At 61.3% G+C, this 23,479-nt stretch carries 22 protein-coding genes, 5 tRNA genes and 1 pseudogene; 18 read left to right on the top strand and 10 right to left on the bottom strand.

Features of this window, described 5'->3' with window-relative positions:
• Positions 1-48 precede the first annotated feature (48 nt).
• A complete protein-coding gene (locus BLL36_RS08935; RefSeq protein ID WP_076951099.1) occupies positions 49-1,074 on the bottom strand; it encodes an outer membrane protein assembly factor BamD in 1,026 nt (341 codons plus the stop codon).
• 149 nt (positions 1,075-1,223) lie between these two features.
• On the opposite strand from BLL36_RS08935, the gene rluD reads away from it, so the two are divergent.
• From rluD to BLL36_RS08970, 7 genes are all read left to right on the top strand, one after another.
• On the top strand, positions 1,224-2,186 hold the full coding sequence (gene rluD, locus BLL36_RS08940; RefSeq protein ID WP_076951100.1) for a 23S rRNA pseudouridine(1911/1915/1917) synthase RluD: 963 nt from the start codon (positions 1,224-1,226) through the stop codon (positions 2,184-2,186).
• Positions 2,183-2,908, top strand: coding sequence for a peptidoglycan editing factor PgeF (gene pgeF / locus BLL36_RS08945; protein ID WP_076951101.1), 726 nt, complete (start codon positions 2,183-2,185; stop codon positions 2,906-2,908). The genes rluD and pgeF overlap by 4 nt, the downstream gene beginning before the upstream one ends.
• A gap of 147 nt (positions 2,909-3,055) precedes the next feature.
• The gene (clpB, locus tag BLL36_RS08950; RefSeq protein WP_076951102.1) at positions 3,056-5,620 is read left to right on the top strand and encodes an ATP-dependent chaperone ClpB; all 2,565 of its coding nucleotides are present in this window, start codon (positions 3,056-3,058) and stop codon (positions 5,618-5,620) included.
• Between the two features lie 301 nt (positions 5,621-5,921).
• A tRNA-Asn gene (locus BLL36_RS08955) sits at positions 5,922-5,997 on the top strand.
• 9 nt (positions 5,998-6,006) lie between these two features.
• Positions 6,007-6,083 (top strand) — tRNA-Pro (locus tag BLL36_RS08960).
• Between the two features lie 5 nt (positions 6,084-6,088).
• Positions 6,089-6,164 (top strand) — tRNA-Lys (locus tag BLL36_RS08965).
• Between the two features lie 94 nt (positions 6,165-6,258).
• A tRNA-Pro gene (locus BLL36_RS08970) sits at positions 6,259-6,335 on the top strand.
• A 178-nt stretch (positions 6,336-6,513) separates the two neighbouring features.
• On the opposite strand, the gene BLL36_RS08975 is transcribed toward BLL36_RS08970, so the two are convergent.
• Genes BLL36_RS08975 through BLL36_RS08985 form a run of 3 tightly spaced genes read right to left on the bottom strand, consistent with a single transcriptional unit; the run spans position 6,514 to position 8,732 of the window.
• The gene (locus BLL36_RS08975) at positions 6,514-7,812 is read right to left on the bottom strand and encodes an NAD(P)/FAD-dependent oxidoreductase (RefSeq protein WP_076951103.1); all 1,299 of its coding nucleotides are present in this window, start codon (positions 7,810-7,812) and stop codon (positions 6,514-6,516) included.
• A gap of 60 nt (positions 7,813-7,872) precedes the next feature.
• Complete coding sequence (locus BLL36_RS08980) at positions 7,873-8,046, bottom strand: DUF3094 family protein (protein WP_076951104.1); 174 nt, start codon at positions 8,044-8,046, stop codon at positions 7,873-7,875.
• 56 nt (positions 8,047-8,102) lie between these two features.
• The gene (locus tag BLL36_RS08985; RefSeq protein ID WP_076951105.1) at positions 8,103-8,732 is read right to left on the bottom strand and encodes a DUF1780 domain-containing protein; all 630 of its coding nucleotides are present in this window, start codon (positions 8,730-8,732) and stop codon (positions 8,103-8,105) included.
• A gap of 103 nt (positions 8,733-8,835) precedes the next feature.
• Between BLL36_RS08985 and BLL36_RS08990 the strand changes: the two genes are divergently transcribed.
• On the top strand, positions 8,836-9,525 hold the full coding sequence (locus BLL36_RS08990) for an energy-coupling factor ABC transporter permease (RefSeq protein WP_076951106.1): 690 nt from the start codon (positions 8,836-8,838) through the stop codon (positions 9,523-9,525).
• A 64-nt stretch (positions 9,526-9,589) separates the two neighbouring features.
• The gene (locus tag BLL36_RS08995) at positions 9,590-9,805 is read left to right on the top strand and encodes a hypothetical protein (protein ID WP_003171680.1); all 216 of its coding nucleotides are present in this window, start codon (positions 9,590-9,592) and stop codon (positions 9,803-9,805) included.
• Here the strand turns inward: BLL36_RS08995 and yacG are convergent.
• From yacG to BLL36_RS09015, 4 genes are read right to left on the bottom strand one after another with little or no spacing between them, the layout of a single operon-like run.
• Positions 9,802-10,002: a DNA gyrase inhibitor YacG gene (yacG, locus tag BLL36_RS09000; RefSeq protein ID WP_003188437.1), complete on the bottom strand. Its 201-nt coding sequence runs from the start codon at positions 10,000-10,002 to the stop codon at positions 9,802-9,804. The two genes, BLL36_RS08995 and yacG, sit on opposite strands and share 4 nt — an antisense overlap.
• The gene (gene coaE, locus BLL36_RS09005; protein WP_076951107.1) at positions 9,999-10,622 is read right to left on the bottom strand and encodes a dephospho-CoA kinase; all 624 of its coding nucleotides are present in this window, start codon (positions 10,620-10,622) and stop codon (positions 9,999-10,001) included. Before coaE ends, yacG begins: the two co-directional genes overlap by 4 nt.
• Positions 10,619-11,485, bottom strand: coding sequence for a prepilin peptidase (locus BLL36_RS09010; RefSeq protein ID WP_076951108.1), 867 nt, complete (start codon positions 11,483-11,485; stop codon positions 10,619-10,621). The genes coaE and BLL36_RS09010 overlap by 4 nt, the downstream gene beginning before the upstream one ends.
• Complete coding sequence (locus BLL36_RS09015; RefSeq protein ID WP_076951109.1) at positions 11,482-12,690, bottom strand: type II secretion system F family protein; 1,209 nt, start codon at positions 12,688-12,690, stop codon at positions 11,482-11,484. Before BLL36_RS09015 ends, BLL36_RS09010 begins: the two co-directional genes overlap by 4 nt.
• A 202-nt stretch (positions 12,691-12,892) precedes the next feature.
• On the opposite strand from BLL36_RS09015, the gene BLL36_RS09020 reads away from it, so the two are divergent.
• From BLL36_RS09020 to BLL36_RS09035, 4 genes are all read left to right on the top strand, one after another.
• Positions 12,893-13,306, top strand: coding sequence for a pilin (locus tag BLL36_RS09020; RefSeq protein WP_076951455.1), 414 nt, complete (start codon positions 12,893-12,895; stop codon positions 13,304-13,306).
• A gap of 35 nt (positions 13,307-13,341) precedes the next feature.
• Positions 13,342-14,742, top strand: coding sequence for an O-antigen ligase family protein (locus BLL36_RS09025; RefSeq protein ID WP_076951110.1), 1,401 nt, complete (start codon positions 13,342-13,344; stop codon positions 14,740-14,742).
• 48 nt (positions 14,743-14,790) lie between these two features.
• A tRNA-Thr gene (locus BLL36_RS09030) sits at positions 14,791-14,863 on the top strand.
• A gap of 162 nt (positions 14,864-15,025) precedes the next feature.
• Positions 15,026-15,331 carry a DUF6388 family protein gene (locus BLL36_RS09035; RefSeq protein ID WP_076951111.1) on the top strand — a complete coding sequence of 102 codons (306 nt, stop codon included), beginning with the start codon at positions 15,026-15,028 and terminating at the stop codon, positions 15,329-15,331.
• Positions 15,332-15,480: 149 nt separating this feature from the next.
• Here BLL36_RS09035 and nadC read toward each other — a convergent pair whose 3' ends face one another.
• A complete protein-coding gene (gene nadC, locus BLL36_RS09040) occupies positions 15,481-16,329 on the bottom strand; it encodes a carboxylating nicotinate-nucleotide diphosphorylase (protein ID WP_076951112.1) in 849 nt (282 codons plus the stop codon).
• 191 nt (positions 16,330-16,520) lie between these two features.
• Between nadC and BLL36_RS09045 the strand changes: the two genes are divergently transcribed.
• The 5 genes and pseudogenes from BLL36_RS09045 to BLL36_RS31650 all read left to right on the top strand — a co-directional run bounded on the left by BLL36_RS09045 (position 16,521) and on the right by BLL36_RS31650 (position 22,674).
• Positions 16,521-18,653, top strand: coding sequence for a DUF1631 domain-containing protein (locus tag BLL36_RS09045; protein WP_076951113.1), 2,133 nt, complete (start codon positions 16,521-16,523; stop codon positions 18,651-18,653).
• Between the two features lie 61 nt (positions 18,654-18,714).
• Positions 18,715-19,278, top strand: coding sequence for a 1,6-anhydro-N-acetylmuramyl-L-alanine amidase AmpD (gene ampD, locus BLL36_RS09050; protein WP_076951114.1), 564 nt, complete (start codon positions 18,715-18,717; stop codon positions 19,276-19,278).
• Complete coding sequence (gene ampE, locus BLL36_RS09055; protein ID WP_076951115.1) at positions 19,275-20,111, top strand: regulatory signaling modulator protein AmpE; 837 nt, start codon at positions 19,275-19,277, stop codon at positions 20,109-20,111. The genes ampD and ampE overlap by 4 nt, the downstream gene beginning before the upstream one ends.
• A 1,501-nt stretch (positions 20,112-21,612) precedes the next feature.
• A pseudogene (locus BLL36_RS31645) lies at positions 21,613-21,816 on the top strand (HAMP domain-containing protein); the annotation flags it as partial.
• A gap of 153 nt (positions 21,817-21,969) precedes the next feature.
• The gene (locus BLL36_RS31650) at positions 21,970-22,674 is read left to right on the top strand and encodes a methyl-accepting chemotaxis protein (RefSeq protein WP_394329480.1); all 705 of its coding nucleotides are present in this window, start codon (positions 21,970-21,972) and stop codon (positions 22,672-22,674) included.
• Positions 22,675-22,700: 26 nt separating this feature from the next.
• Here the strand turns inward: BLL36_RS31650 and BLL36_RS09065 are convergent, their stop codons facing one another.
• Positions 22,701-23,477, bottom strand: coding sequence for a TatD family hydrolase (locus BLL36_RS09065; RefSeq protein WP_076951117.1), 777 nt, complete (start codon positions 23,475-23,477; stop codon positions 22,701-22,703).
• Between the last annotated feature and the right edge of the window lie 2 nt (positions 23,478-23,479).

The raw sequence follows: 23,479 nt of genomic DNA on the forward strand, positions 1-23,479 counted from the left end.
CAAAAAAGGAGCCTCGAAAGGCTCCTTCTTGTATGGCGCGGGGTGCAATCAGTCGAACACACCAAAGGTCATGTAGCTGAACCACGAGCGGTCCTGGTTGTTGCCCAGGGCCTCGGGTTCTTCCTCTTCGATCACGTCGCCGTTCTCGTCATGGGGCTTGAGGTCCGAAGGGATGGCTTCCTTGGCGTCCTGGTACTGCTTGATCACGTCCTGGTTGGCGCGGGTTTCGCCCGGCGGCAGCGGTGGACGGGACTCGATCAGGCCCAGGGTGTATTTGCTCAGCCACGAACGGTTGTCCGCTTCGTCAACCTGAGGCACGAACTGGCCATCTTTCAGGCTTGGGTGATCCGGGTAGTTGAGCTTCAGGGTTTCCAGGCTGGTGCTGGCCAGGTCGTCCAGGTGCAGGCGCTGGTAAGCCTCGGTCATCACGGCCAGGCCGTCACCCACCGATGGGGTTTCCTGGAAGTTCTCCACCACGTAACGGCCACGGTTGGCTGCTGCCACGTAAGCCTGACGGGTCAGGTAGTAGTGAGCCACGTGGATCTCGTAGGACGCCAGCAGGTTGCGCAGGTAGATCATGCGCTGCTTGGCGTCCGGCGCGTAGCGGCTGTTGGGGTAGCGGCTGGTCAGCTGGGCGAACTCGTTGTAGGAGTCGCGGGCGGCGCCCGGGTCACGCTTGGTCATGTCCAGCGGCAGGAAGCGCGCCAGCAGGCCGACGTCCTGGTCGAACGAGGTCAGGCCCTTCATGTAGTAGGCGTAGTCGACGTTCGGGTGCTGCGGATGCAGGCGGATGAAACGCTCGGCGGCGGACTTGGCAGCTTCCGGCTCGGCGTTCTTGTAGTTGGCGTAGATCAGCTCGAGCTGGGCCTGGTCGGCATAGCGCCCGAACGGATAACGCGACTCCAGTGCCTTCAGCTTCGCTGTGGCGCTGGTGTAGCTATTATTGTCCAAGTCTTTCTGAGCCAATTGGTATAGCTCGACTTCGCTCAGGTTTTCGTCGACGACTTCCTTTGTTGACGAGCAAGCAGCAGTCATGGCGAGGATGGCGATCAGCAGCAGGTGTTTCACTTGCATGGCGGCTTGCGTCCCTATGACGGCCGCTGTCTTGGGCGGGGCCGTCCTGTTATGATGAGCGCCCCGTTGAAAGCCTCGGGGCAAAAGACGCCGTATTTAACCACAAGCGCGCAGCCGAAACCAAAGGCTGTGCCACGCCTAGTCTGAGCATGTCCGATAAAATTGAACTTCGCGCAGAGGTGCCGTCCGAATTGGGCGGCCAACGCCTCGATCAAGTCGCCGCACAATTATTCGCTGAGCACTCGCGCTCGCGCCTTTCCGCCTGGATCAAAGACGGCCGCCTGACTGTGGATGGAGCGGTTATCCGCCCGCGAGACATAGTCCATGGCGGTGCGATTCTTGAGCTGACCGCCGAGCAGGAAGCCCAGGGAGAATGGGTCGCCCAGGACATCGAGCTGGACATCGTCTATGAAGACGACGACATCCTGGTCATCAACAAACCCGCAGGCCTGGTGGTTCACCCGGCGGCCGGGCACGCTGATGGCACCCTGCTCAATGCCTTGCTGCACCACGTGCCGGACATCGTCAACGTTCCGCGCTGCGGCATCGTGCACCGTCTGGACAAGGACACCACCGGCTTGATGGTGGTGGCCAAGACCATTCAGGCGCAGACGCAGTTGGTCACACAATTGCAAAGCCGCAGCGTCAGCCGTATCTACGAGTGCATCGTGATCGGCGTGGTGGTGGCCGGTGGCAAGATCAACGCGCCGATCGGTCGTCACGGCCAGCAGCGCCAGCGTATGGCGGTGATGGAGGGCGGCAAGCAGGCCGTCAGCCACTACCGTGTACTCGAGCGTTTCCGCTCCCACACCCATGTGCGGGTCAAACTGGAAACCGGGCGTACCCACCAGATTCGCGTGCACATGGCCCACATCAACTTCCCGTTGGTCGGGGATCCGGCCTACGGCGGCCGCTTCCGCATCCCGCCGGCAGCCAGCCAAACCATGGTTGAATCGCTCAAGACCTTCCCGCGCCAGGCACTGCATGCACGTTTCCTTGAGCTGGACCATCCGACGAGCGGTAAGCGAATGAGCTGGGAATCGCCTCTGCCGGACGATCTGGTCTGGTTGCTGTCGCTGCTCAAGCAGGATCGCGAGGCGTTTATCGGATGAATGACTGGCTGATTCCTGACTGGCCTGCGCCGGCTCGGGTGAAGGCCTGCGTCACCACCCGCTCGGGCGGCGTCAGTCTGGCGCCGTTCGACACCCTCAACCTGGGCGATCACGTCGAGGACAACCTGCAAGCCGTCCTTGAAAATCGCCGTCGTCTTACCGATGCCTTCGCGATCCAGCCGGCCTGGTTGCGTCAGGTCCACGGCGTGACCGTGGTCGAGGCCGACCCGAGCCGTACGGTCGAAGCCGACGGCAGCTGGACCGGTACGCCTGGCATCGCCTGCACCTCAATGACTGCCGATTGCCTGCCCGCGTTGTTCTGCAACCGCGCCGGCACCCGCGTAGCGGCGGCCCATGCCGGCTGGCGTGGCTTGGCGGCGGGCGTGCTGGAAGCAACGGTCGAGCGCCTCGATGCCAGGCCTGAAGACGTGTTGGTCTGGCTCGGCCCGGCAATCGGTCCGCAAGCCTTTGAAGTCGGCCCGGAAGTGCGTGACGCCTTCATGCAGCAACTGCCGGCCACCGCCGAAGCCTTTGTGCCGAGCGGCAATCCCGGCAAGTTCATGGCCGATATCTATCAGCTGGCCCGCCTGCGCCTCGCCGCACGCGGCGTCACTGCTGTATATGGTGGCGGTTTATGCACGGTGACCGACCCGCGTTTCTTTTCGTACCGGCGCAGTTCGCGCACCGGACGTTTTGCCTCCCTTGTCTGGCTTGACCGCTAGACTCTCCTGATCTGGGTCACTACTGATCCATATCACCCGTCGCTCGCTTGAATCCTCCAGAATCCACCCCATCTATAAGGGTATCTGGCAGGTTTCTTCATTCAGGAATGTTTTATAGCTCCGGCCTGCTCAAAAGGAAGGTGACTAATGCGTATTGATCGTTTAACCAGCAAATTACAGTTGGCACTGTCTGACTCCCAATCCTTGGCGGTGGGCCTCGACCACCCGGCCATCGAGCCCGCGCACTTGATGCAAGCGCTCCTGGAACAGCAAGGTGGTTCCATCAAGCCCCTGCTGATGCAGGTGGGTTTCGACGTCAACAGCCTGCGCAAGGAGTTGAGCAAAGAGCTCGACCAACTGCCAAAAATCCAGAACCCGACCGGCGACGTGAACATGTCCCAGGATCTGGCGCGCCTGCTCAACCAGGCAGACCGCCTGGCGCAGCAAAAGGGTGACCAGTTCATCTCCAGCGAACTGGTGCTGCTTGCCGCGATGGACGAAAACAGCAAGCTCGGCAAGTTGTTGCTGGGCCAGGGCGTGAGCAAAAAAGCCCTGGAAAACGCCATCAACAACCTGCGTGGCGGCGATGCCGTCAACGACCCTAACCACGAGGAGTCGCGCCAGGCCCTGGATAAATACACCGTCGACCTGACCAAACGCGCCGAAGAAGGCAAGCTTGACCCGGTGATCGGCCGTGACGATGAAATCCGTCGCACTATCCAGGTCCTGCAGCGCCGCACCAAGAACAACCCGGTGCTGATCGGCGAGCCTGGCGTGGGTAAAACCGCGATCGCCGAAGGCCTGGCCCAGCGCATCATCAATGGCGAGGTGCCGGACGGCCTCAAGGGCAAGCGCCTGCTGTCGCTGGACATGGGGTCGCTGATCGCCGGTGCCAAGTTCCGCGGTGAATTCGAAGAGCGCCTTAAATCCCTGCTCAATGAGCTGTCGAAGCAGGAAGGGCAGATCATTCTGTTCATCGACGAATTGCACACCATGGTCGGCGCCGGCAAAGGCGAAGGCTCGATGGACGCCGGCAATATGCTCAAGCCCGCCTTGGCGCGGGGTGAATTGCACTGCGTGGGTGCCACCACGCTCAACGAGTATCGCCAGTACATCGAAAAGGACGCCGCCCTTGAACGGCGCTTCCAGAAAGTGCTGGTGGAAGAACCGAGCGAAGAAGACACCATCGCGATTCTGCGTGGCCTGAAAGAGCGCTATGAGGTGCACCATAAGGTGGCCATCACTGACGGCGCGATCATTGCGGCGGCCAAATTAAGCCACCGCTACATCACCGACCGCCAGTTGCCCGACAAGGCCATCGACCTGATCGACGAAGCGGCCAGCCGTATCCGCATGGAGATCGACTCCAAGCCGGAAGTGCTCGACCGCCTGGATCGGCGCTTGATTCAATTGAAAGTCGAGTCCCAGGCGCTGAAGAAAGAAGAAGACGAGGCGGCGAAGAAACGCCTGGAAAAACTTCAGGAAGAAATCGTCCGCCTGGAACGCGAGTATTCGGACCTGGAAGAAATCTGGACCTCGGAGAAAGCCGAAGTGCAGGGCTCCGCGCAGATCCAGCAAAAGATCGAGCAGTCGCGACAGGAACTGGAAGCCGCGCGCCGTAAAGGCGACCTGAACCGCATGGCCGAGTTGCAATACGGGGTGATCCCGGATCTGGAACGCAGCCTGCAGATGGTCGATCAGCACGGTAAAAGCGAGAACCAGTTGCTGCGCAGCAAGGTCACCGAGGAAGAAATTGCCGAAGTCGTGTCGAAATGGACCGGCATCCCGGTGTCGAAAATGCTCGAAGGCGAGCGCGACAAGCTGCTGAAAATGGAAAGCCTGTTGCACCAGCGCGTCATCGGCCAGGAAGAGGCGGTGGTCGCGGTCTCCAACGCGGTGCGGCGTTCCCGGGCCGGGCTGTCCGACCCGAACCGTCCGAGCGGCTCGTTCATGTTCCTCGGCCCGACCGGTGTGGGTAAGACCGAGTTGTGCAAGGCCCTGGCCGAGTTCCTCTTCGATACCGAAGAGGCGATGGTGCGGATCGATATGTCCGAGTTCATGGAAAAACACTCGGTGGCTCGCTTGATCGGTGCGCCACCAGGCTACGTGGGCTACGAGGAGGGTGGTTACCTGACCGAAGCCGTGCGGCGCAAGCCTTACTCGGTGATCCTGCTGGATGAGGTCGAGAAGGCGCACCCGGATGTGTTCAACATCCTGCTGCAGGTGTTGGAAGATGGCCGCCTGACGGACAGCCACGGGCGTACCGTGGACTTTCGCAACACGGTGATCGTGATGACCTCCAACCTGGGCTCTTCGCAGATCCAGGAGTTGGTCGGTGATCGCGAAGCCCAGCGCGCCGCGGTGATGGATGCACTGACCAGCCACTTCCGCCCGGAATTCATCAACCGGGTCGACGAAGTGGTGATCTTCGAGCCATTGGCGCGGGATCAGATCGCGGGTATTACCGAGATCCAACTGGGCCGCCTGCGCAGCCGTCTGGCCGAGCGCGAGTTGTCGCTGGAACTGAGCCGCGAGGCATTGGACAAGCTGATCGCGGTGGGTTACGACCCGGTGTATGGCGCACGGCCGTTGAAGCGTGCGATCCAGCGCTGGATCGAAAACCCGCTGGCCCAGCTGATCCTGTCGGGCAGCTTTATGCCGGGCACCAGCGTCGAGGCGACCGTGGAAAACGACGAAATCGTCTTCCACTGAGCCCGGGCTGCAGGCCGATAAGACAAGGCCCCGCATTGCGGGGCCTTTTTTTTCGATAGGGCGTTGAACTGTAAGGCAAAGGCTTGTAAAGTGCGCCCCGCAGCAACGTCAGCCCACGGGTTTCTTCTCCCCAAGAAGAAATCAGAAAGAAGCGCAAATCATTGTCTTAAAAGCAATTTAAAGGGTTGACAGGGGTTTTTAAGATTGTAGAATAGCGCGCCTCAGACACATGAACGTAGCGATACGGGCAAGTCGAAGAGAAGGTTACACCGCTGTAAAGTTGCACTTTGAAATATGTAGTTCCGTGATAGCTCAGTCGGTAGAGCAAATGACTGTTAATCATTGGGTCCCAGGTTCGAGTCCTGGTCACGGAGCCAATTTCAAACCGGGGTATAGCGCAGTCCGGTAGCGCGCCTGCTTTGGGAGCAGGATGTCGGGAGTTCGAATCCCCCTACCCCGACCATATTTGGGTCGTTAGCTCAGTTGGTAGAGCAGTTGGCTTTTAACCAATTGGTCGTAGGTTCGAATCCCACACGACCCACCATTTTTGAGACCAGTTAACGCTGGAATCAGATCTTAAGATCAGAGGCCAAAAGCGCTGATCGAAGAAGGCGACTGAAAGGTCGCCTTTTTTTTACCGGGGTATAGCGCAGTCCGGTAGCGCGCCTGCTTTGGGAGCAGGATGTCAGGAGTTCGAATCCCCTTACCCCGACCATATTAAAAATCCTCGTATCGAAAGATACGGGGATTTTTTTTGCGCGCACAAATCCTGAACTCACCGCAAACAGAATGTGGGAGCGGACTTGCTCGCGAAAGCGGTGGTTCAGTGCCAGATGTACTGGCTGACACACCGCTTTCGCGAGCAAGCCCGCTCCCACATGGGTTTTGTGGTGTTAGTGGAGTTTGAGTCTAGGCTCGGTGCCGCCCCCAATCTTGCTGCCCAACATCAACATCGCCGTACGGAAAACCCCATACAGCGCCATCTGGTGCATGCGGTACAGCGACACATAAAACATCCGCGCCAACCAGCCTTCCAACATCACGCTGCCCGTCAGGTTACCCATCAAGTTACCCACCGCCGAAAACCGCGACAGCGAGATCAGCGAGCCGTAGTCGGTGTACTTGTAGCTTGGCAGTGCCTTGCCTTCGATGCGCAGCTTCAGCGACTTGGCCAGCAGCGAGGCTTGTTGGTGCGCCGCCTGGGCCCGTGGCGGCACATTGCGGTCGGTGCCGACTTGCGGGCAGGCCGCGCAGTCGCCAAAGGCAAAGATGTTTTCGTCGCGGGTGGTTTGCAGTGTCGGCAATACTTGCAGTTGATTGATGCGGTTGGTTTCCAGGCCATCGATGTCCTTGAGGAAGCCCGGTGCGCGAATGCCGGCGGCCCAGACCTTGAGGCTGGCGGGGATGATCTGGCCGCTGCTGGTGATCAGGGCATCGGCCGTCACTTCACTGACCGCCGAGTTTGTCAGTACCGTTACCCCGAGCTTCTCCAGGGTTTTATGCACCGGCACGCCGATACGCTCCGGCAGCGCGGGCAACACCCGTGGGCCGGCCTCGATCAGGGTGATGTGCATGTTTTCCGGCTTGATGCGGTCCAGGCCATAGGCGGCCAGTTCGTGGGCGGCGTTATGCAACTCGGCGGCCAGCTCGACCCCGGTAGCACCGGCGCCGACGATGGCGACGCTGATTTTTTCCACCACGTCGGTCTGCCCGGCGTGGGCGCGCAGGTAGTGGTTGAGCAATTGCTGGTGGAAGCGCTCGGCCTGCTTGCGGGTATCGAGGAACAGGCAATGTTGCGCCGCGCCTTCGGTGCCGAAATCGTTGGTGGTGCTGCCGACCGCGATGACCAGGCTGTCATAGCCCAGCACGCGCGCAGGCACCAGCTCACGGCCTTCTTCATCGAGGGTGGCGGCCAGCTGGATCTTCTTCTGTTCACGGTCAAGCCCGCTCATGCGCCCCAGTTGGAACTCGAAGTGGTTCCATTTGGCCTGGGCGACATAGTTGAGTTCGTCTTCCGACGAGTTCAGCGAGCCGGCCGCCACTTCGTGCAGCAAGGGCTTCCAGATGTGAGTCAGGTTGGTGTCCACCAGTGTGATGCTGGCGGTGCCGCGCTTGCCCAGGGTCTTACCCAGGCGGGTCGCCAACTCCAGGCCGCCGGCGCCGCCGCCGACGATAATAATACGATGGGTCATGGGGATATCTCGCAAGGCTAAAGGAAATCGGAGCAGTTACCCCCGCGAGCGCCAGGCAGCTCATAGCGTCAGGTAACTCAAAAGGCGACTCAGCAGGCCGAGGCCGATCACCACGGCAAGCACTACACCCAGGAGCAGCCACGGCCGGAAAGGCTTGCGCTCGACCTGGTGTTGAGAGAGTTGCAGGTACTCTTCGACATGCTGTTGGTCATCGGGGTTCAGGCGGCTGGTCATAAAGGCCTCGTCAGGTAGACGTTGCAAAAGGGCACCACGTTACAGTCCCGCCGGCATCAGAGGCTGATGCCCACGTCGAATACTACGCTGCGGCCCAGGTTATTGCGCAAGAAGTCCGGCGCGTCCGGGTGAGCGAACAGCACCCGGGCAAAGGTCGGTCCCACCAGCGATAGCGATCGCCAGCCCTGGCGCAGGTATTCCGTGGGCGGTGGGAAGTGGCTGTTCAGGTCGAGCACTTCGCGCTTGAGGCTGGCGAAGGCGACGATATCCAACTCCCCCAGGTCCATGCCGCGTTCTTTGTAGTTATGCGCCTTCTTGCGCAAGGTGGGCGCCAGACGCAATAAAAACTCATGGGCCGGGATGCGTCGCGGCTTGGCTTCGCGCCGCACCAACTGGCTGAGGGAGAAGGCGCTGCGCCGACGCAGCAGTTCGTCGCGCCATTCATCGTTCAGCCGGCGGCCTTCGTCGAGCACGAAAAACACCTCGAAACTGGCATCGCGAAACAACACGTCCGGCGGTTCTTGCCCGGCGGCATGAAACTCTTCGCCCCGGTAGGGCACGTTCAGGCCCTGCAACAGCCGCTGGCAGACCCAACGCTCACGCTCCCATTTGCGGGCATTGGACAAGAACGCATTGGCTTGTTCGGCCGCTACGGTGAGCAGGCGCAAATAATCTGAGTCATCCATGGTTAGCAGCTTAGCGCCCAAATCATGACCGCAGGAAGTCCCGCTATCAAACGTCGGTGTAGACTGACCACTCGACCGAGGGTCCAACAGGGAGAGTGCTGCCGTGATCAGTGCCGCGATGCTGGCGCCGACAACTCTGGGTGTCGGCTGGCTGTTGTTTACGCCCGTGGTGCTGTGGGCGCTCCTGCGCTCACCCTGGGTCGAGTTGTTTGCCGACCGACGGCGCCAGCATTTGCTGTTCGGCACGGTGTTCGCGCTGTTCATGCTGTGGCTGGTACGAAGGGATTTCGATACCGGTGTGTCCTACCACTTTATCGGCATGACCGCCGTGACCTTGCTGCTGGATTGGCCTCTGGCGATTGTCGGCGGCTTTGCCGCGCAGTTGGGTTTAGTCCTGTTGGGGCGCCAGGACCTGGCAGCCGTTGGCGTCAACGGCCTGCTGCTGGTCGTGCTGCCGGTGCTGGTCGCTGAAACGTGCGCGTTGCTGGTCGAGCGCGCGCAACCGCGTAACCCCTTTGTGTATATCTTCTGCTGCGGCTTTTTCGCCGCCGCGCTGTCAGCCTTGCTCTGTCTGTTGGTCGGGCTGGGGCTTTTGTGGTTCGACGGCCGCTTTGCCATGCCCGAATGGCTCGAGGACTTTGTTGGCTACCTGTGGCTGATCATCTTCCCCGAGGCTTTTATCAACGGCATGGTGATCAGCGCCTTGGTGGTGTTCTGTCCGGAATGGCTGGAGACCTTCAACCGTACCCGCTATCTGTCTGCTCCCTGGAAGGATGACGACCCATCGGGTTGATCCAGATCAAATCCCGGGCGGACGCGCAGGATCATGCTTTCCAAAATTTTCAGGAGCACCAATCATGAGTGTGTACGAATGGGCACGGCAGGAGTTGCGCAGAAGCCAGGACGCGGCACAGGAAATCGGTTTTGACCCCGGTTTGACCCTGCGCGCCATGCTGAGCGCGGTCGTGCAGCAGAGCAAGGGTGTGCGCAGCTTTGAAGACCTGGCCGACGAGCTGCAATACCTTGCAGAGAACCTCGACGACCAGCAGGAATACGCCTTTATGCGCCCTTAGTGGCGCGGCGGCAGGTCTTCGGAAAACAACTCGTCCTCGGCATCCGGAGCCACGGGAATCTTGTGTTCCTCAGCGGCCCAGGCGCCCAGGTCGATCAGTTTGCAGCGGTCCGAGCAGAACGGCCGGTTGAGGTTGGTCGCTTTCCATTCCACGGGGGCGCCGCAGGTTGGGCAGTCGACGGTCAAGGGTTGGCTCATGTTCGGCCTCCACGCAAAGTAAGGTAAAAGTGGTGCAGTCGCTCGACCTCGCCGTGCAGCCAGGCAAGGTCCCGGTCATTGACCAGTATGTCGTCGGCATGGTTCAGGCGGTCTTCACGGCTGGACTGGGCCTTGAGAATCGCCTGCACCTGTTGTTCGCTGATGCCGTCGCGCTGCAGGGTACGCTGAATCTGCAGCGATTGCGGCACGTCGATCACCAGGATGCGTTGGGTCATGCTGTACTGGCCTGACTCGATCAGCAGTGGCGACACCAATATTGCGTAAGGCGACTGCGCGCGCGCCAGGTGGCTGCGAATCTCCTCGCCAATCAGCGGATGCAGCAAGGCTTCGAGCCAGCGGCGCTCTTCGGGTACTTCAAAAATCAGCTTGCGCAATGCGCCGCGGTCCAATTGGCCGTCGGGCAGCAGCACGCCGGCACCAAAGTGTTCGGCGATATGCGCCAGTGCCGGCCGGCCAGGCTCGACCACCCAGCGGGCGGCATGGTCGGCGTCCACCAGATCGATACCCAGGTCGATGAAGTGCTGGGCGGCCGCGCTTTTGCCGCTGCCAATGCCGCCGGTGAGCCCGAGAATCCAGGGTGTTGCAACACAAGTGGTCATCTGAAACCGACAGACTGCAAATAGAAGTCGGTTATTTGACCACCCCAGAGCAATGCAATCCAGCCGGCAATCGCCAGATACGGACCAAATGGCATGGGTGTCGACGCCTGGGCCTTGCGCAGGCGCATCAGGACCAACCCCACCACCACCCCGACCAGTGATGACATCAGCAGCGTCATCGGCAGGATCTGCCAGCCCCCCCACGCGCCGAGCAGCGCCAGCAACTTGAAGTCGCCGTGACCCATGCCGTCCTTGCCGGTGGCCAGCTTGAACAGCCAGAACACGCTCCAAAGGCTCATGTACCCGAGCACGGCGCCCCACAGGGCATCGGGCAATGTCGTCAGCAGGTCGAACCCGTTGGCGATGAGTCCCAGCCACAGCAGCGGCATCACCAGCACATCCGGCAACAGTTGACGGTCCGCATCGATCAGGCTCATTGCCAGCAACCCCCAGCTCAGCACCAGCATCGCGCCTGCCTGCCAGCCAAAGCCGAAATGCCAGGCCACCAGGGCCGAGATCAACGCGCAGGCCAGTTCGGTCAGCGGGTAGCGGGCGCTGATCGCCCCCTGGCAATGGGCGCAACGGCCCCAGAGCAACAGGTAACTGAGCAGCGGAATGTTTTCCCAGGGGCGTATCGGATGGTTGCAGTGCGGGCAGCAGGAGTTGGGCTGCATGAGGTTGTAGGTCGGCCCGCCGGGCTCGGCAGGCAGGCCCAGTACTTCATGGGCCTGGGCGCGCCATTCGCGCTCGAGCATTTTCGGCAGGCGCCAGACCACCACGTTGAGGAAGCTGCCGACGATCAGCCCCAACACCGCCGCCATCACGACAAAAGCCCACGGGTATGCAACCAGCAGCAGGCTCAAAACGCGCTCCCCAGTTGGAAGACCGGTAAATACATGGCGATCACCAACGCGCCGACAATGCTCCCCAGAACCACCATGATCAGTGGCTCCATCAGGCTGGTGAGGTTATCGACGAGGTTGTCCACGTCGGCCTCGTAATGGTTGGCGACTTTTTCCAGCATGCGGTCCAGCGTGCCCGATTCTTCGCCGATGGCGGTCATCTGGATCGCCATGGCGGGAAACAGGCCGCTGGCGAGCATGGATTGATTCAACGGCATGCCAGTGGAAACCTCGTGTCGCATCTGTTCGATTGCCTGTTTGAACGGCCCCGAGCCCACGGCGCCGGCGACCGATTCCAGTGCCTGCACCAGTGGAACGCCAGCGGCAAAGGTGGTGGAAAGCGTGCGGGCGTAGCGGGCCACGGCGGATTTGCTCAACAGTTTGCCTGCCAGCGGCGCTTTCAACAAACCGGTGTCGATCCAAAGGCGCAAGGCAGGCAGGGTTCGATAGGCGTGGCGCAGCCCCAGGCCAGCCGCCGAAACGCCGAGTGCAAGGACCCACCAGGCTCGCTGCATGAACTCGGACAGGGCAATCACCTGCAACGTGAAACCGGGCAGCGTGCCGTCGACCCCGGCGAACAGGTTCTGGAACTGCGGCACGACATGGATCAACAGAACGCCGGTGACAAGGCTGGCCACCACCAGCACTGCAATCGGGTAGGTCATGGCTTTTTTGATCCTGGCCCTCAAGTGCTCGCTCTTTTCCCTGTGGATCGCCACGCGTTCCAGCAGCGTTTCAAGCGCACCGGCCTGTTCGCCGGCGGCCACGAGGTTGCAATACAGCGCATCGAAATAGCGCGGCTGTTTGCGCAGCGCTTCAGCCAGGCTGGAGCCTGCGGCGATTGCCTGTTTCAAACCTTGCACCCGTTCACGCACCGCTCGGTTGTCGAAGCCTTCGCTGATGATGTCGAAGGCTTGCAGAAGCGCAATGCCGGCTTTGAGCAACGTGGCCAGTTGGCGCGTGAACAGGGTGATCTCCGTCGATTTGATCGACGGTGCCAGGCTCTGCAGCGATGGGGATTGCTTGCGCACCTGCTCGGGGCTGATGCCTTGTCGGCGCAATTGAGCCTTGACCAGGGCAAGGTTGTGCCCTGTGGTTTGCCCGGACACCCTGCGTCCTTTGCGGTTGATGCCTTCCCAGGCGTACATCGTCGAAGCGTTGTCCATGTCTCGGTTCCGCACAGAGGTCGTTGAAGATTTATAGCGTAGTCAGGTGACGGATTCGGGCAGGCCGACAGCCCTGGATAAAATGTCAGAATATGCGTCTTGTGCGCGATCAAGCGCCTGCGGATGAGTACACTGACGCCGCTGCACAACACGGGGCGCAGGAAGCGCCTTGTCATGCGTTCTATCCTGGAGAGTGACTGTGATACGTCAAAAAGGCTTTACCCTGATCGAGCTGTTGATCGTCGTGGCAATCATCGGCATCTTGGCCACCATCGGCCTGCCGATGTATACCACCCACCAGGCCAAGGCCAAGTTCACCGCCGGCCTGGCTGAAATCACCGCGTTGAAGCCCGGCTATGAAGACACCATCAACCAGGGCACCGTCCCCACCCTGGCCTTGATCGGCGGCACCAGCCCGACCGCCAATTGCAAAATCGACGTGGCAGGCGACGTGGCCACGGGGGCGGGCTCCATCAGTTGCGAAATACTCGATGCGCCGGCGCCGGTGCTGGGCAAGACCATCAGCCTGACGCGCAACGCTACCAGCGGTTGGAAATGCACCACCACCGCCGACGCAAAATATGTCGCCAAGGGTTGCGGCGCCGCCGGCGCATAACTGCTGAACCCTCCACAGGGAAGTCGAGGTGGTCGATGACGTTATCCGTACAGCAACGTGGCGGTGTTTTTCTGGTAGCCGTAGTGTGTCTGCTGGTGTTGGGCATTTGTGCACCGTTCAGCGGGCATGATTGGCAACGGGTGATGCAGATTGCCATCGGGGCTTGTGCGGTGCTCTACGGGCTGTCAGTCGCGCGCGTTGAACGGCTGGTGAATCGGCCTACCGCACAGGGGCTGGCGCTGATTGTCGTGTTGGGCCTGGCGTCCGCAATGCTGGCCCACCAGCCGCTCTGGGCGCTTGCCGAAGTGGCGTTGTTTGTCAGCTGCGGCGCGATTGCCGTGGCCTTCGCCTTGCTGCGTCGCCACGGGGGAGAGCGTCTGGATCGTGCCTTGATCCTGATAGTGGTATTGCTGTGCCTGATCAAGTCGATTCAATACCTGTATGCGGGAACCCTTGCGTTCGCCAGCGCCGAACGGACGCTGGACCCTGACCTGTTGCTTTCGGGCTTTTCCAACAAGCGTTTCTACGGCCAGTTCCAAACGTTTACCCTGCCATTGCTGGCGCTTCCCTTGTTGATCCCTGGGCTTTCCCGCTCACTCAAAGCGTGGGTGTTTGCATTGCTGTGCGTGTGGTGGCTGATCGCGATCGGCGGCGGCACGCGTGGCACCTGGCTTGGCATGGGCGCGGCGGGCATGGTGCTGGCGGTGCTGGGGCCATGGGGGCGGCGCTGGCTGGGTTGGCAATTGGCCGCATTGCTGGGCGGGCTGTTGTTGTATTGGCTGGTGTTTACGGTGCTGGCGGATTACCTGGGGATCGCGGTCGCCAATGGCGCCAGTGATCGCCTCACCACCTCCCTGTCGGGGCGCGGCCCGATCTGGTGGCAGGCGTGGCATATGCTCACCGAGCGGCCCTGGTTGGGCTTCGGGCCGATGCATTTTGCCGATATCGCCAACAAAATTGCGGCCCACCCCCATCAGGCGGTCCTGCAATGGGCCAGTGAATGGGGTGTGCCATCGGCTTTATGCGTCGCGTTGCTGGCGTGGCACGGAGGCTGGGCCACGTTCGGTGTGCTGCGTGAGCGTGCGTTGAGCGCCGAGCGGGCAGACCTGCTGCGGCTGTGCTTGTTTGCCGCCTTGGTCGGCGCGCTGGTGCAGTCCATGGTCGATGGCGTGATTGTGATGCCCAACTCCCAGGTCTGGCTGGCGCTGGTGGTGGGCTGGCTGATGGGACTCCACGTGTGGCGCACACCGCCAACCGTTGAAATGCCCCTGGCCTGGGCTGCCTGGAAAACCCTGGGTGTACTGGCCGTTGGTCTGTTGATTTTTATTGCTGCGCGCGATGTCCCTCACATCAAGCAAGCGCAGCAGCAGTACCTGGACGCCCACGGCGGCTTGCTGCAACCCCGTTTCTGGGCTCAGGGCGTGATCGCCCGCTGACGGCAGTAAGTTGCCGGACGCCCGATGCGGTGCTAGCTTTAGCCCACTGCCCGTGTAGCTCAGCCGGTAGAGCAGCGCACTCGTAACGCGAAGGTCGCAGGTTCGATTCCTGTCTCGGGCACAAAGGCAACAAAGGCAGCACCGTTTTCAAAGGCAATGTTTTCAGATGATCCCAGAATGGTTCTGAAGGCCAGACGAGCCGGCATGTAAGCCCGCTCTTTTGTATCTGCGCAACCTTGATGACCCAGATGCATCCCCATTCCTCGATCTTAAGAGAACGCACATGACCACGACTGAAATGACCCAGCAAGCGCGGCACGAAGAAGCACTCAATAAATACCTTGAGGCCACGCCGCAGCTTAAGGAAGAGATCAAGGACCTGAGCGCCGACGATCAGCGCGACCAGATTCAGTGGGCATTCGAGGACGAGGCCGAGAGCCAGAATCTTCAGCCTTGGGAGCTGACCCTCAAGTACACCTCGACGCCGGAAGAATTCGAAACGGCACGGCTGGCCTTGCACAAAGAGGCGGCCGAGGTGCTGGGCGTCGAATGGGACGAATATTGCGAAATGAATAACCTGGTGGTCTGAGGTTGTAGTGAGCGGGCTCGCCCCGCGCTGGGTGGCGAAGCCGCCCCAAACCAGGCGACCTGATTCTACCTGGAACTCAGCGAAGTCCTTATTGGGGCGGCTTCGCCACCCAGCGCGGGGCAAGCCCGCTCACTACACGAGTTCGATGTTTAGATGCTGAGGCGCATCGACAAATCCACCGCCTTCACATCCTTGGTCATCGCGCCAATGGAGATGTAGTCCACCCCGGTCTCTGCAATAGGCAACAGGGTGCGCTCATTGATCCCGCCGCTGGCCTCCAATTTTGCCTTGCCACCGTTCAGGCGCACGGCTTCGCGCATATCGTCCAGGCTCAACTCGTCGAGCATGATGATATCGGCACCCGCCGCCAGGGCTTCGCGCAGTTCATCCAGGCTCTCCACTTCGATTTCCACTGGCTTGCCAGGCGCGATCCCATGGGCGGCCGTGATTGCCTGGGCAATGCCACCGCAGGCGGCGATATGGTTTTCCTTGATCAGGAACGCGTCATACAAACCGATACGGTGGTTATGGCAGCCGCCGCAGGTGACGGCGTACTTCTGCGCCAGGCGCAGGCCCGGCAGGGTCTTGCGGGTATCCAGTAGTTTGACCTGGGTGCTGGCGACAATATCAGCCAGGAACCGGGCGCGAGTGGCGACGCCGCACAGCAGCTGGAGGAAGTTCAGCGCGCTGCGTTCGCCGCTGAGCAGCGAGCGTGCGGGGCCTTCAAGGTGGAACAGCACCTGGTCGGGGCTGACGCGGTCGCCATCGACCACCTGCCAATGCACGGCGACGCGTGGGTCCAGCTGGCGGAAGACCGCATCCACCCAGGCGGTACCGGCGATCACCGCTGCGTCACGGGTAATGATAGTGGCCGTGGCCAGCCGTTCGGCCGGGATCAATTGCGCAGTGATGTCGCCGCTGCCGATGTCTTCCAGCAGTGCTCGGCGCACGTTGGCTTCGATTTCGGCGGTGAGGTCGGCAAGACGGAGATTCGGCATAACAGGCTCCACAGACAAAGTGCGCCGATTATAGAGGCAGTGTGCGTCCGAACCCAGGCTCACCACTCATTTACCGTGCAACGGCAGAGTTTGCTGGCGCAACCGGTCACATTTGCAAGATAATCTGGCGCCTTGCAATTGGCGTCATAGCTTTGACGTTAAGATTCATACCGCCGTTTCAGGAGGCCAGGATGCACAATGACGGAAAGGTGGTGCCGATCAACCAGGCACACGCTACGCCATCGCCGCTCGCCCGACTGCCGGTGGTGTTGCTGCAGGTCCGCGACAAGGCAGCGCAACAATTGCAGCAAGGGCTGCAGGAGCTGTTCGATAACGCCGACGACACCTTGTTCGAAATGGCCGACAAGTCGCGCAACAATCTCGACCAGCATATTTTCTTTGAGGCCATGCGCGACCTGCGCCTCAAGCGCAAGAACTTCGAGCGCGTGTTCATGGCGCGCCTGTTTGAAGCTTTCGCCCGCCTGGGCCAGGCGGGGCGAGGTGAGGCGCAACTGGTGCCGATGGTTTCCTATGAGGCGGCTCCGGGGGCATCCAAGGACGACCTGGAAAAAACCGTGGCGCTGGAGGCCATGTTGGGCCGGGTGCGCCACCGTGACGGCGTGGCTCTGGGGCAACTCACCGCACGGTTGAGCGCTTTGCTGGGCAACCGCCTGGATGACCGCGAGAACCCGCTGGGGCCCGCGCTGCTGTGTGAGTTTTTCCTGCACGCGGGACGCAGCCTGGGCGTGGAAATCTGCGTCAAACTGATCATGCTCAAGCTCTTTGAAAAATACGTGCTCAGTGACGCCGACCAACTCTACGGCGAAGCCAATCAATTGCTGCTCGCTACGGGCGTGTTGCCTGAACTCAAGGCCGTGCCGTCGCGTCGTCTTGAGGCGCGGGCGGCCCGTGATTACCCGCGCCAGGAAAGCCTGCCCGCCGCCGATCAGCCCGTGGGCGCAAATGATCAGGAGGCCTTTGCCGCGCTCCAGACGTTGCTCACGGCGGTACGCGGTAGCGTTGCGCCAACGCTGGAGCCCAGCGCCGAACCCTCGCCCATTTCTACCCGCGACCTGTTGCGCCTGCTCTCCCACCTGCAGCAGTACGTGCCGGAGCCTGAGGCCGAGGACGATTTCGACCTGCGTAACCAGCTCGAACAGCTACTCACTCGCGTCAGCGTCAAGAGCGGCAAATCGCGGGTGGTGGAAGAGGCGGACGAAGACGTGATCAACCTGATCGCGCTGCTGTTCGAATTCATCCTCAACGACCGCGCGGTGCCCGATGCCTTCAAAGCCTTGATCGGTCGCCTGCAGATCCCGATGCTGAAAGTGGCGCTGCTCGACAAGCGTTTCTTCAGCCGCGCCAGCCACCCGGCGCGGCGCCTGCTCAATGAAATCGCGGCCGCGGCGATCGGCTGCAGCGAGCGTGACCCCCTGTACTTGCGCATCGAGCAAGTGGTGCAGCGCCTGCTCAATGAGTTCGGTGAAGACCCGGTAATATTTTCCCAGCTGCTTTGCGAGTTCAGCGCGTTTACCGCCGATGAGCGGCGGCGCAGTGACCTGCTCGAACAACACACCCGCGATGCCGAAGCAGGGCGCGTGCGCACTGAAGCTGCCCGTCAGCGCGTGGCCGACATACTGAATAAACGGCTGCTGGGCAAAGTCCTGCCGCGTCCGGTCGTGCAGTTCCTGCAACAGGCCTGGAGCCAGGTGCTGCTGCTGGCCAGCCTCAAGCACGGCGAGCAGTCGGTGCAATGGCAAGCGGGGTTGCGCACCATGGACGAGTTGATCTGGAGCGTCAGCCTGCAGCAAGACACCGAAGCCGGGCGCCATCTGGCGGAGCAACTGCCAGGCTTGCTCAAGGCCTTGCGCGACGGTTTGACCAGTGCCGCGTTCGACCCCTTCAGCACCCGCGAATTCTTTTTGCGCCTGCAGGCCCTGCATATCCAGGCGCCTGAAGGGGGCGATGAGTTGATCGAAGTCAATGAGCCGTTTGTGCCGGGCGCGACGTCAGCCGACCCGATCACCCTGTCGGACGATGACCCTGACCTTCACAAGGTTCACCAGCTCAAGGAGGGTAGCTGGGTGGTCTTCGAGCAAGACAATGCCGACGCACTGCGGTGCAAGCTGACGGCGATCATGGCGCCGGCCAACGCTTACATTTTTACCAGCCGCACGGGACTCAAGGTGCTGGAAAAGAGTGCAGGCCAACTGGCGTTGGCCTTCAAGCATGGCGCACTGCAGACCTTGGATGGCGGCCCCTTGTTCGAGCGCGCACTGGCCGCCGTGGTGGGCAAGCTGCGTCAACTCAATCGCGGCAAGTGATCGCAACCAGGGGGCCGAACGCGGCATACTGGTCACCTGTTGTCTCGTTCAAGGAACCCGTATGCAGTTGGACCCCATCAGCGGTTGGTGCCAGGGCATCCGTCATTGCCCTTCACCCAACTTCAACGAGCGCCCCGCAGGCGAAATCTCACTGTTGGTGGTGCATAACATCAGCCTGCCACCGGCGCAGTTCGCCACTGGCAAGGTGCAGGAGTTTTTCCAGAATCGCTTGGATGTCACGGAACATCCCTACTTTGAAGGAATTGCTGACCTACGGGTGTCTGCGCATTTTCTGATTGAGCGTGATGGTGCGGTGACGCAGTTTGTGTCCTGTCTCGACCGCGCCTGGCATGCCGGGGTTTCGCAGTTCGAGGGCCGGGAAACCTGCAATGACTTCTCCCTGGGGGTGGAACTGGAAGGCACTGATGATCAACCGTTCACCGACGCCCAATATGCGGCGCTGATCGACCTGACCCGCCAGTTGCTGGCGGCTTACCCAGGCATCACCGCCCAGCGCATTTGCGGTCACAGCGACATCGCCCCGGGACGCAAGACCGATCCCGGCCCGGCTTTTGATTGGACGCGCTTTCGCAGCGCCCTGCAGGATGGAGGACACGCACGATGAGTTTCCTGGTGTTGGTGCTGGCCGTGTGGATCGAGAAGTTCTCGGCCCTGCGCCAGCGGTTGCAGCGTGACGGCGGTTGGTTGCGCGAACTGGCCAAGCTGGAATCGAGCCCGCGCATGGGCAAGCGGCCCTGGCTGATTCTGGCGTTGCTGGTGTTGCTGCCGGTGGCGTTGCTGGCCTTGTTGTTGCTGGTGCTGGAGCCGGTGGCCTATGGGCTGTTGGCGTTGCCGGTGCACCTGCTGGTGGTGATCTACAGCCTGGGCCGCGGTGATCTGCTCGCCGGCCTCGGTCCCTTCCGCGATGCCTGGCGCCGTGGCGACCTGCAGGCCGCCGAGCATGTGGCCGAACGTGACCTGAGCCTTAACGCCGACGACGGCGAGCAATTGCTTGAACGTGTCCAGGGCCACCTGTTGTGGCAGGCCTACCAGAGCTTTTTCGCGGTGATTTTCTGGTACTTCCTGCTGGGGCCGGTAGCGGCCCTGGCCTATCGCCTGCTTGCCCTGGCCAGTGAGCACAGCAAGAACCCGCTGGTGGCCGAGCGCGCCGGGCAACTGCGCCACGCATTTGACTGGGTGCCGGTACGCCTGCTGGCGGCCAGTTTTGCCCTGGTCGGCAACTTCGTCGCGGTCGGCCGTGTGATGCTGCACGAATTGCTGAACTGGGACATCAGCGCCGCCCAACTGGTGGAAAAAGTCGGCTTGGCTGCCGCTGAAATTCCTCCGCCGGCGCTGGGTCCTGATGGCGTCAACAGCCTGGACAGGCTGTGGGAATTGCTGCTGCGCGCGGCGGTGCTGTGGTATGCAGGGTTTGCTATCTGGACGGTTTTGCCCTAGCCAGGTGCGGCGCCCGAGCTCAACAGCAAAAGCGCGAGCCGTACTCGGTCAAAACTGTGGGAGCGGGCTCGCTCGCGAATGCGGTGCGTCAGTTATAGATGTAATTTTGATCATTCCCACGCTCTGCGTGGGAATGCTGCCTGGGACGCTCCGCGTCCCGCCGACAACGCTATACGTACAGGTGACGCAGAGCGTCACGGGATGCATTACCACGCGGAGCGTGGGAACGATCAAACAAAGCGCGGCGGCCTTAGAGCCGACCGGTATTGATGTCGAACTCGGTTCAAAATGTGGGAGCTGTCGAGCTTTAGCGAGGCTGCGAAGGCGGCGGCACTGCTGGCATTTTTTTCGCCTGACCCACCGCTTTCGCAGCCTCGCTAAAGCTCGACAGCTCCCACAAAAAAGCAGATCTGCAGAGTTCCCCCACCCATTAACCTTAAATTACAAAACTCCCCCTCAAAGTGAGCTATACAGATGCTGGCTAACTGCCGCCCTGTGCCTCAATAAAAATAAAAGAAAAGGGAGTTCACCTGTGAAGAGCTTGCTCTATCCCGCCGTCGCGCTGATGAATCGCCTGAGTTTCGGCATGAAGTTCAGCTTGATCAGTGTGCTGTTCCTGCTGCCGATGCTGGCGACCAACTATTACCTGGTGCGCGATTCCTGGCGTGAATTCCAGGGCACCCGTGTGGAATTGCAAAGCCTCGACCTGCTCGGCAGCAGCCTGGCCCTGCGTCGCGACCTGGAAACCCTTAACAACCAGGTACAAATCAACGCCACCCTCGGCCAGTCCGGCAAGGCTGGCGATCTTGAGGCGCAGATCAACGCATTGGAAAACAGTGTGCTCAGCCGCCTGCAAAGCCTCAGCGCCATGGCCAGCGACCCCGGGCACATTGCTGCGTTTGAGGGCAAGCGCGATGAGTTGATCGCGGCCTTCAAGGCCCAGCAACAGGAAACCTCGCTATTGAGCAAAAGTGCGCTGATCGGCAAGTTGCTCAATAAGGCGCAGATGCTCAGCCAGATCATCGCCAGCCAATCCGGTTTGAGCCGCGACCCCCAGGGCGATCTGCGCCAGCTCAGTGAATTGATCACCAGCGTCACCCCGCAGGTCACCCAAACCCTGGGTGAAGGTCGGGCTATGGGTGCTTATTCGCTTGGCCAGGGGTTTCTCAATTCTTCAGCCAGCACGCGCTTTGATGAGCTGTTGCAGCAATTAGAAAAACTCCAGGCTGAATATGGCTTGAAGTTGCAGGATGCCTTGGGCTCCAGCAACGCCGCGCTCACTGCCCTGGAGAGCCTGGCCACGGCCAGCAACGCCAGCCTGAAGCAAGGCAGTGTGCTGTTTGAAGATCAGGTGGTGATGGCGCAAACCCTGGATGCGCCGTGGCAGGGGTTCTACGACAGCGTCAGCCAGTTGATGGCCAAGACCTACGCGCTGGATGACGCCACCCTGGCATTTCTCGCACAGCAATTGGAGCAACGCCTGGCGCAGAATCGCACGCATATGCTGGTGCTGGTCTGCGCGCTGACGGCGGTGTTCTTGCTGATCTTCTATTTATACGCAGGCTTCTACGCCTCCACCCGCAACACGCTGCGCCGCTTGGGCGCCATGATGGACAAGGTGGCGGCCGGCGACATGACGGTCACCTTTGTGGCCGACAGTCGCGATGAGTTGGGCGACCTGGGCCAGGTGTTCAACGGTACCGTGGCGAAGATCCATGACCTGATCGAACGTGTCGGCCACACCGTCAGCCAGGTGGAGCGCCAGGCCGGCGAGGTGGAAACGGTCTCGGCCCAGAGCAATCAGGCGGTATCCGGGCAGCGTTTCCAGATCGAGCAAGTCGCCACGGCCATGAACCAGATGTCGGCCACTGCCCAGGAAGTCGCACGCAGCGCGGCGGCGGCGGTCAGCAGTGCCCGTAGCGTCAACGACGAAACCGTCGGCGGTCGTGGGCTGGTGCAGTCCCAGCAAGTCAGCATCGCACGGCTGGCTTCGGAGATTGATCAATCGGCGGGGGTGATCAACCAATTGGCCACGGACAGCCAGTCCATCAGCAGTGTGTTGGAGGTGATCAAGAGCATTGCCGAGCAAACCAACCTGCTGGCACTCAATGCCGCCATCGAGGCGGCGCGGGCGGGTGAGCAGGGCCGTGGTTTTGCGGTGGTCGCCGATGAGGTGCGGACCCTGGCCCGGCGCACCCAGGACTCCACCGAGGAAATCGAGCAGATGATCAGCCGCTTGCACAGCGGCGTGGCAGCGGCGGTGAAGGCCATGGGCAGCAGCCATGAAATGGCGAACGGCACGGTTGGGCAGTCCGAAAAGGTGCAGCAGGCCCTGGAAAATATCCTCGGTGCCGTAGGAATGATCGTCGATCAGAACCAACAGATCGCTGCCGCGGTGGAACAGCAAACCGCTGTAGCCCATGACATCGACCAGAATATCGTCGCGATCAATCGCGCCGGTGAGCATGCGGCGCAAGGCGCGCAGCAGACCGAAGCGGCGAGCCGGCAACTGTCGGCGCAAGTGATCGAGTTGAAGCAATTGATCGGTGCGTTTCGCGTGTAGCGCAGGTGCCGGTGCTCACGCCGGCGTTACCAATTGAACAGCTCATAGGCGTTGCGTGTACTCGCCTCTGCCAGCGCTGGCGGGCTGATGCCCATGCGTTCGGCCAGCGCCGCGCAGATAGCCGGCAGATGCTCGGGGCTGTTGCGTTGGCCCGGGTACATGGCGGGCGCCATGTCGGGTGAGTCGGTTTCCAGCACCACCGCGTCCAGCGGCAGCTGCGCCAGCACCTTGTGCATGCGCAGCGCCTGGGGCCAGGTGGCGGCGCCGCCCAGGCCCAGTTTGAAGCCGAGCTTGATGTACTCGCGGGCTTCTTCGTGGCTGCCGGCGAACGCATGGATGATGCCGCCGCAGGGCAGGCGAATGCGCTTGAGGGTCGCGATCACCGCCGCGTGGCTGCGCCGCACATGCAGCAACGCCGGCAGTTGGAAATCCACCGCCAGCTTGAGCTGGGCTTCAAACAGGCTTTGCTGGCGTTCGCGGTCCGGTTGCTCGACAAAGTAATCCAGGCCAATTTCACCGACCGCACACAGTTGCCGATGGCCGTGCAGGCGAGTCAGCCAATCGCCCAGTTCACTCAGGTCAGCGGGGCGATGCTCATCGAGGTACACCGGGTGCAGGCCAAAGGCGGCGAACAATCCCGCGTCCGTTTGCACCAGATCCCACAACCGCTGCCAGTTCCGCTGATACACCCCCAGCACCACCATGCGCCGCACGCCCAACGCACGGCTGTGGGCGAGGACTTCGCGGCGGTCGCTGTCGAAATCCGCGAAGTCCAGGTGGGTGTGGGTGTCGATCAGCTCCACGC

The sequence above is a fragment of the Pseudomonas cedrina subsp. cedrina genome, assembly GCF_001983175.1.
Lineage (GTDB): Bacteria > Pseudomonadota > Gammaproteobacteria > Pseudomonadales > Pseudomonadaceae > Aquipseudomonas > Aquipseudomonas cedrina.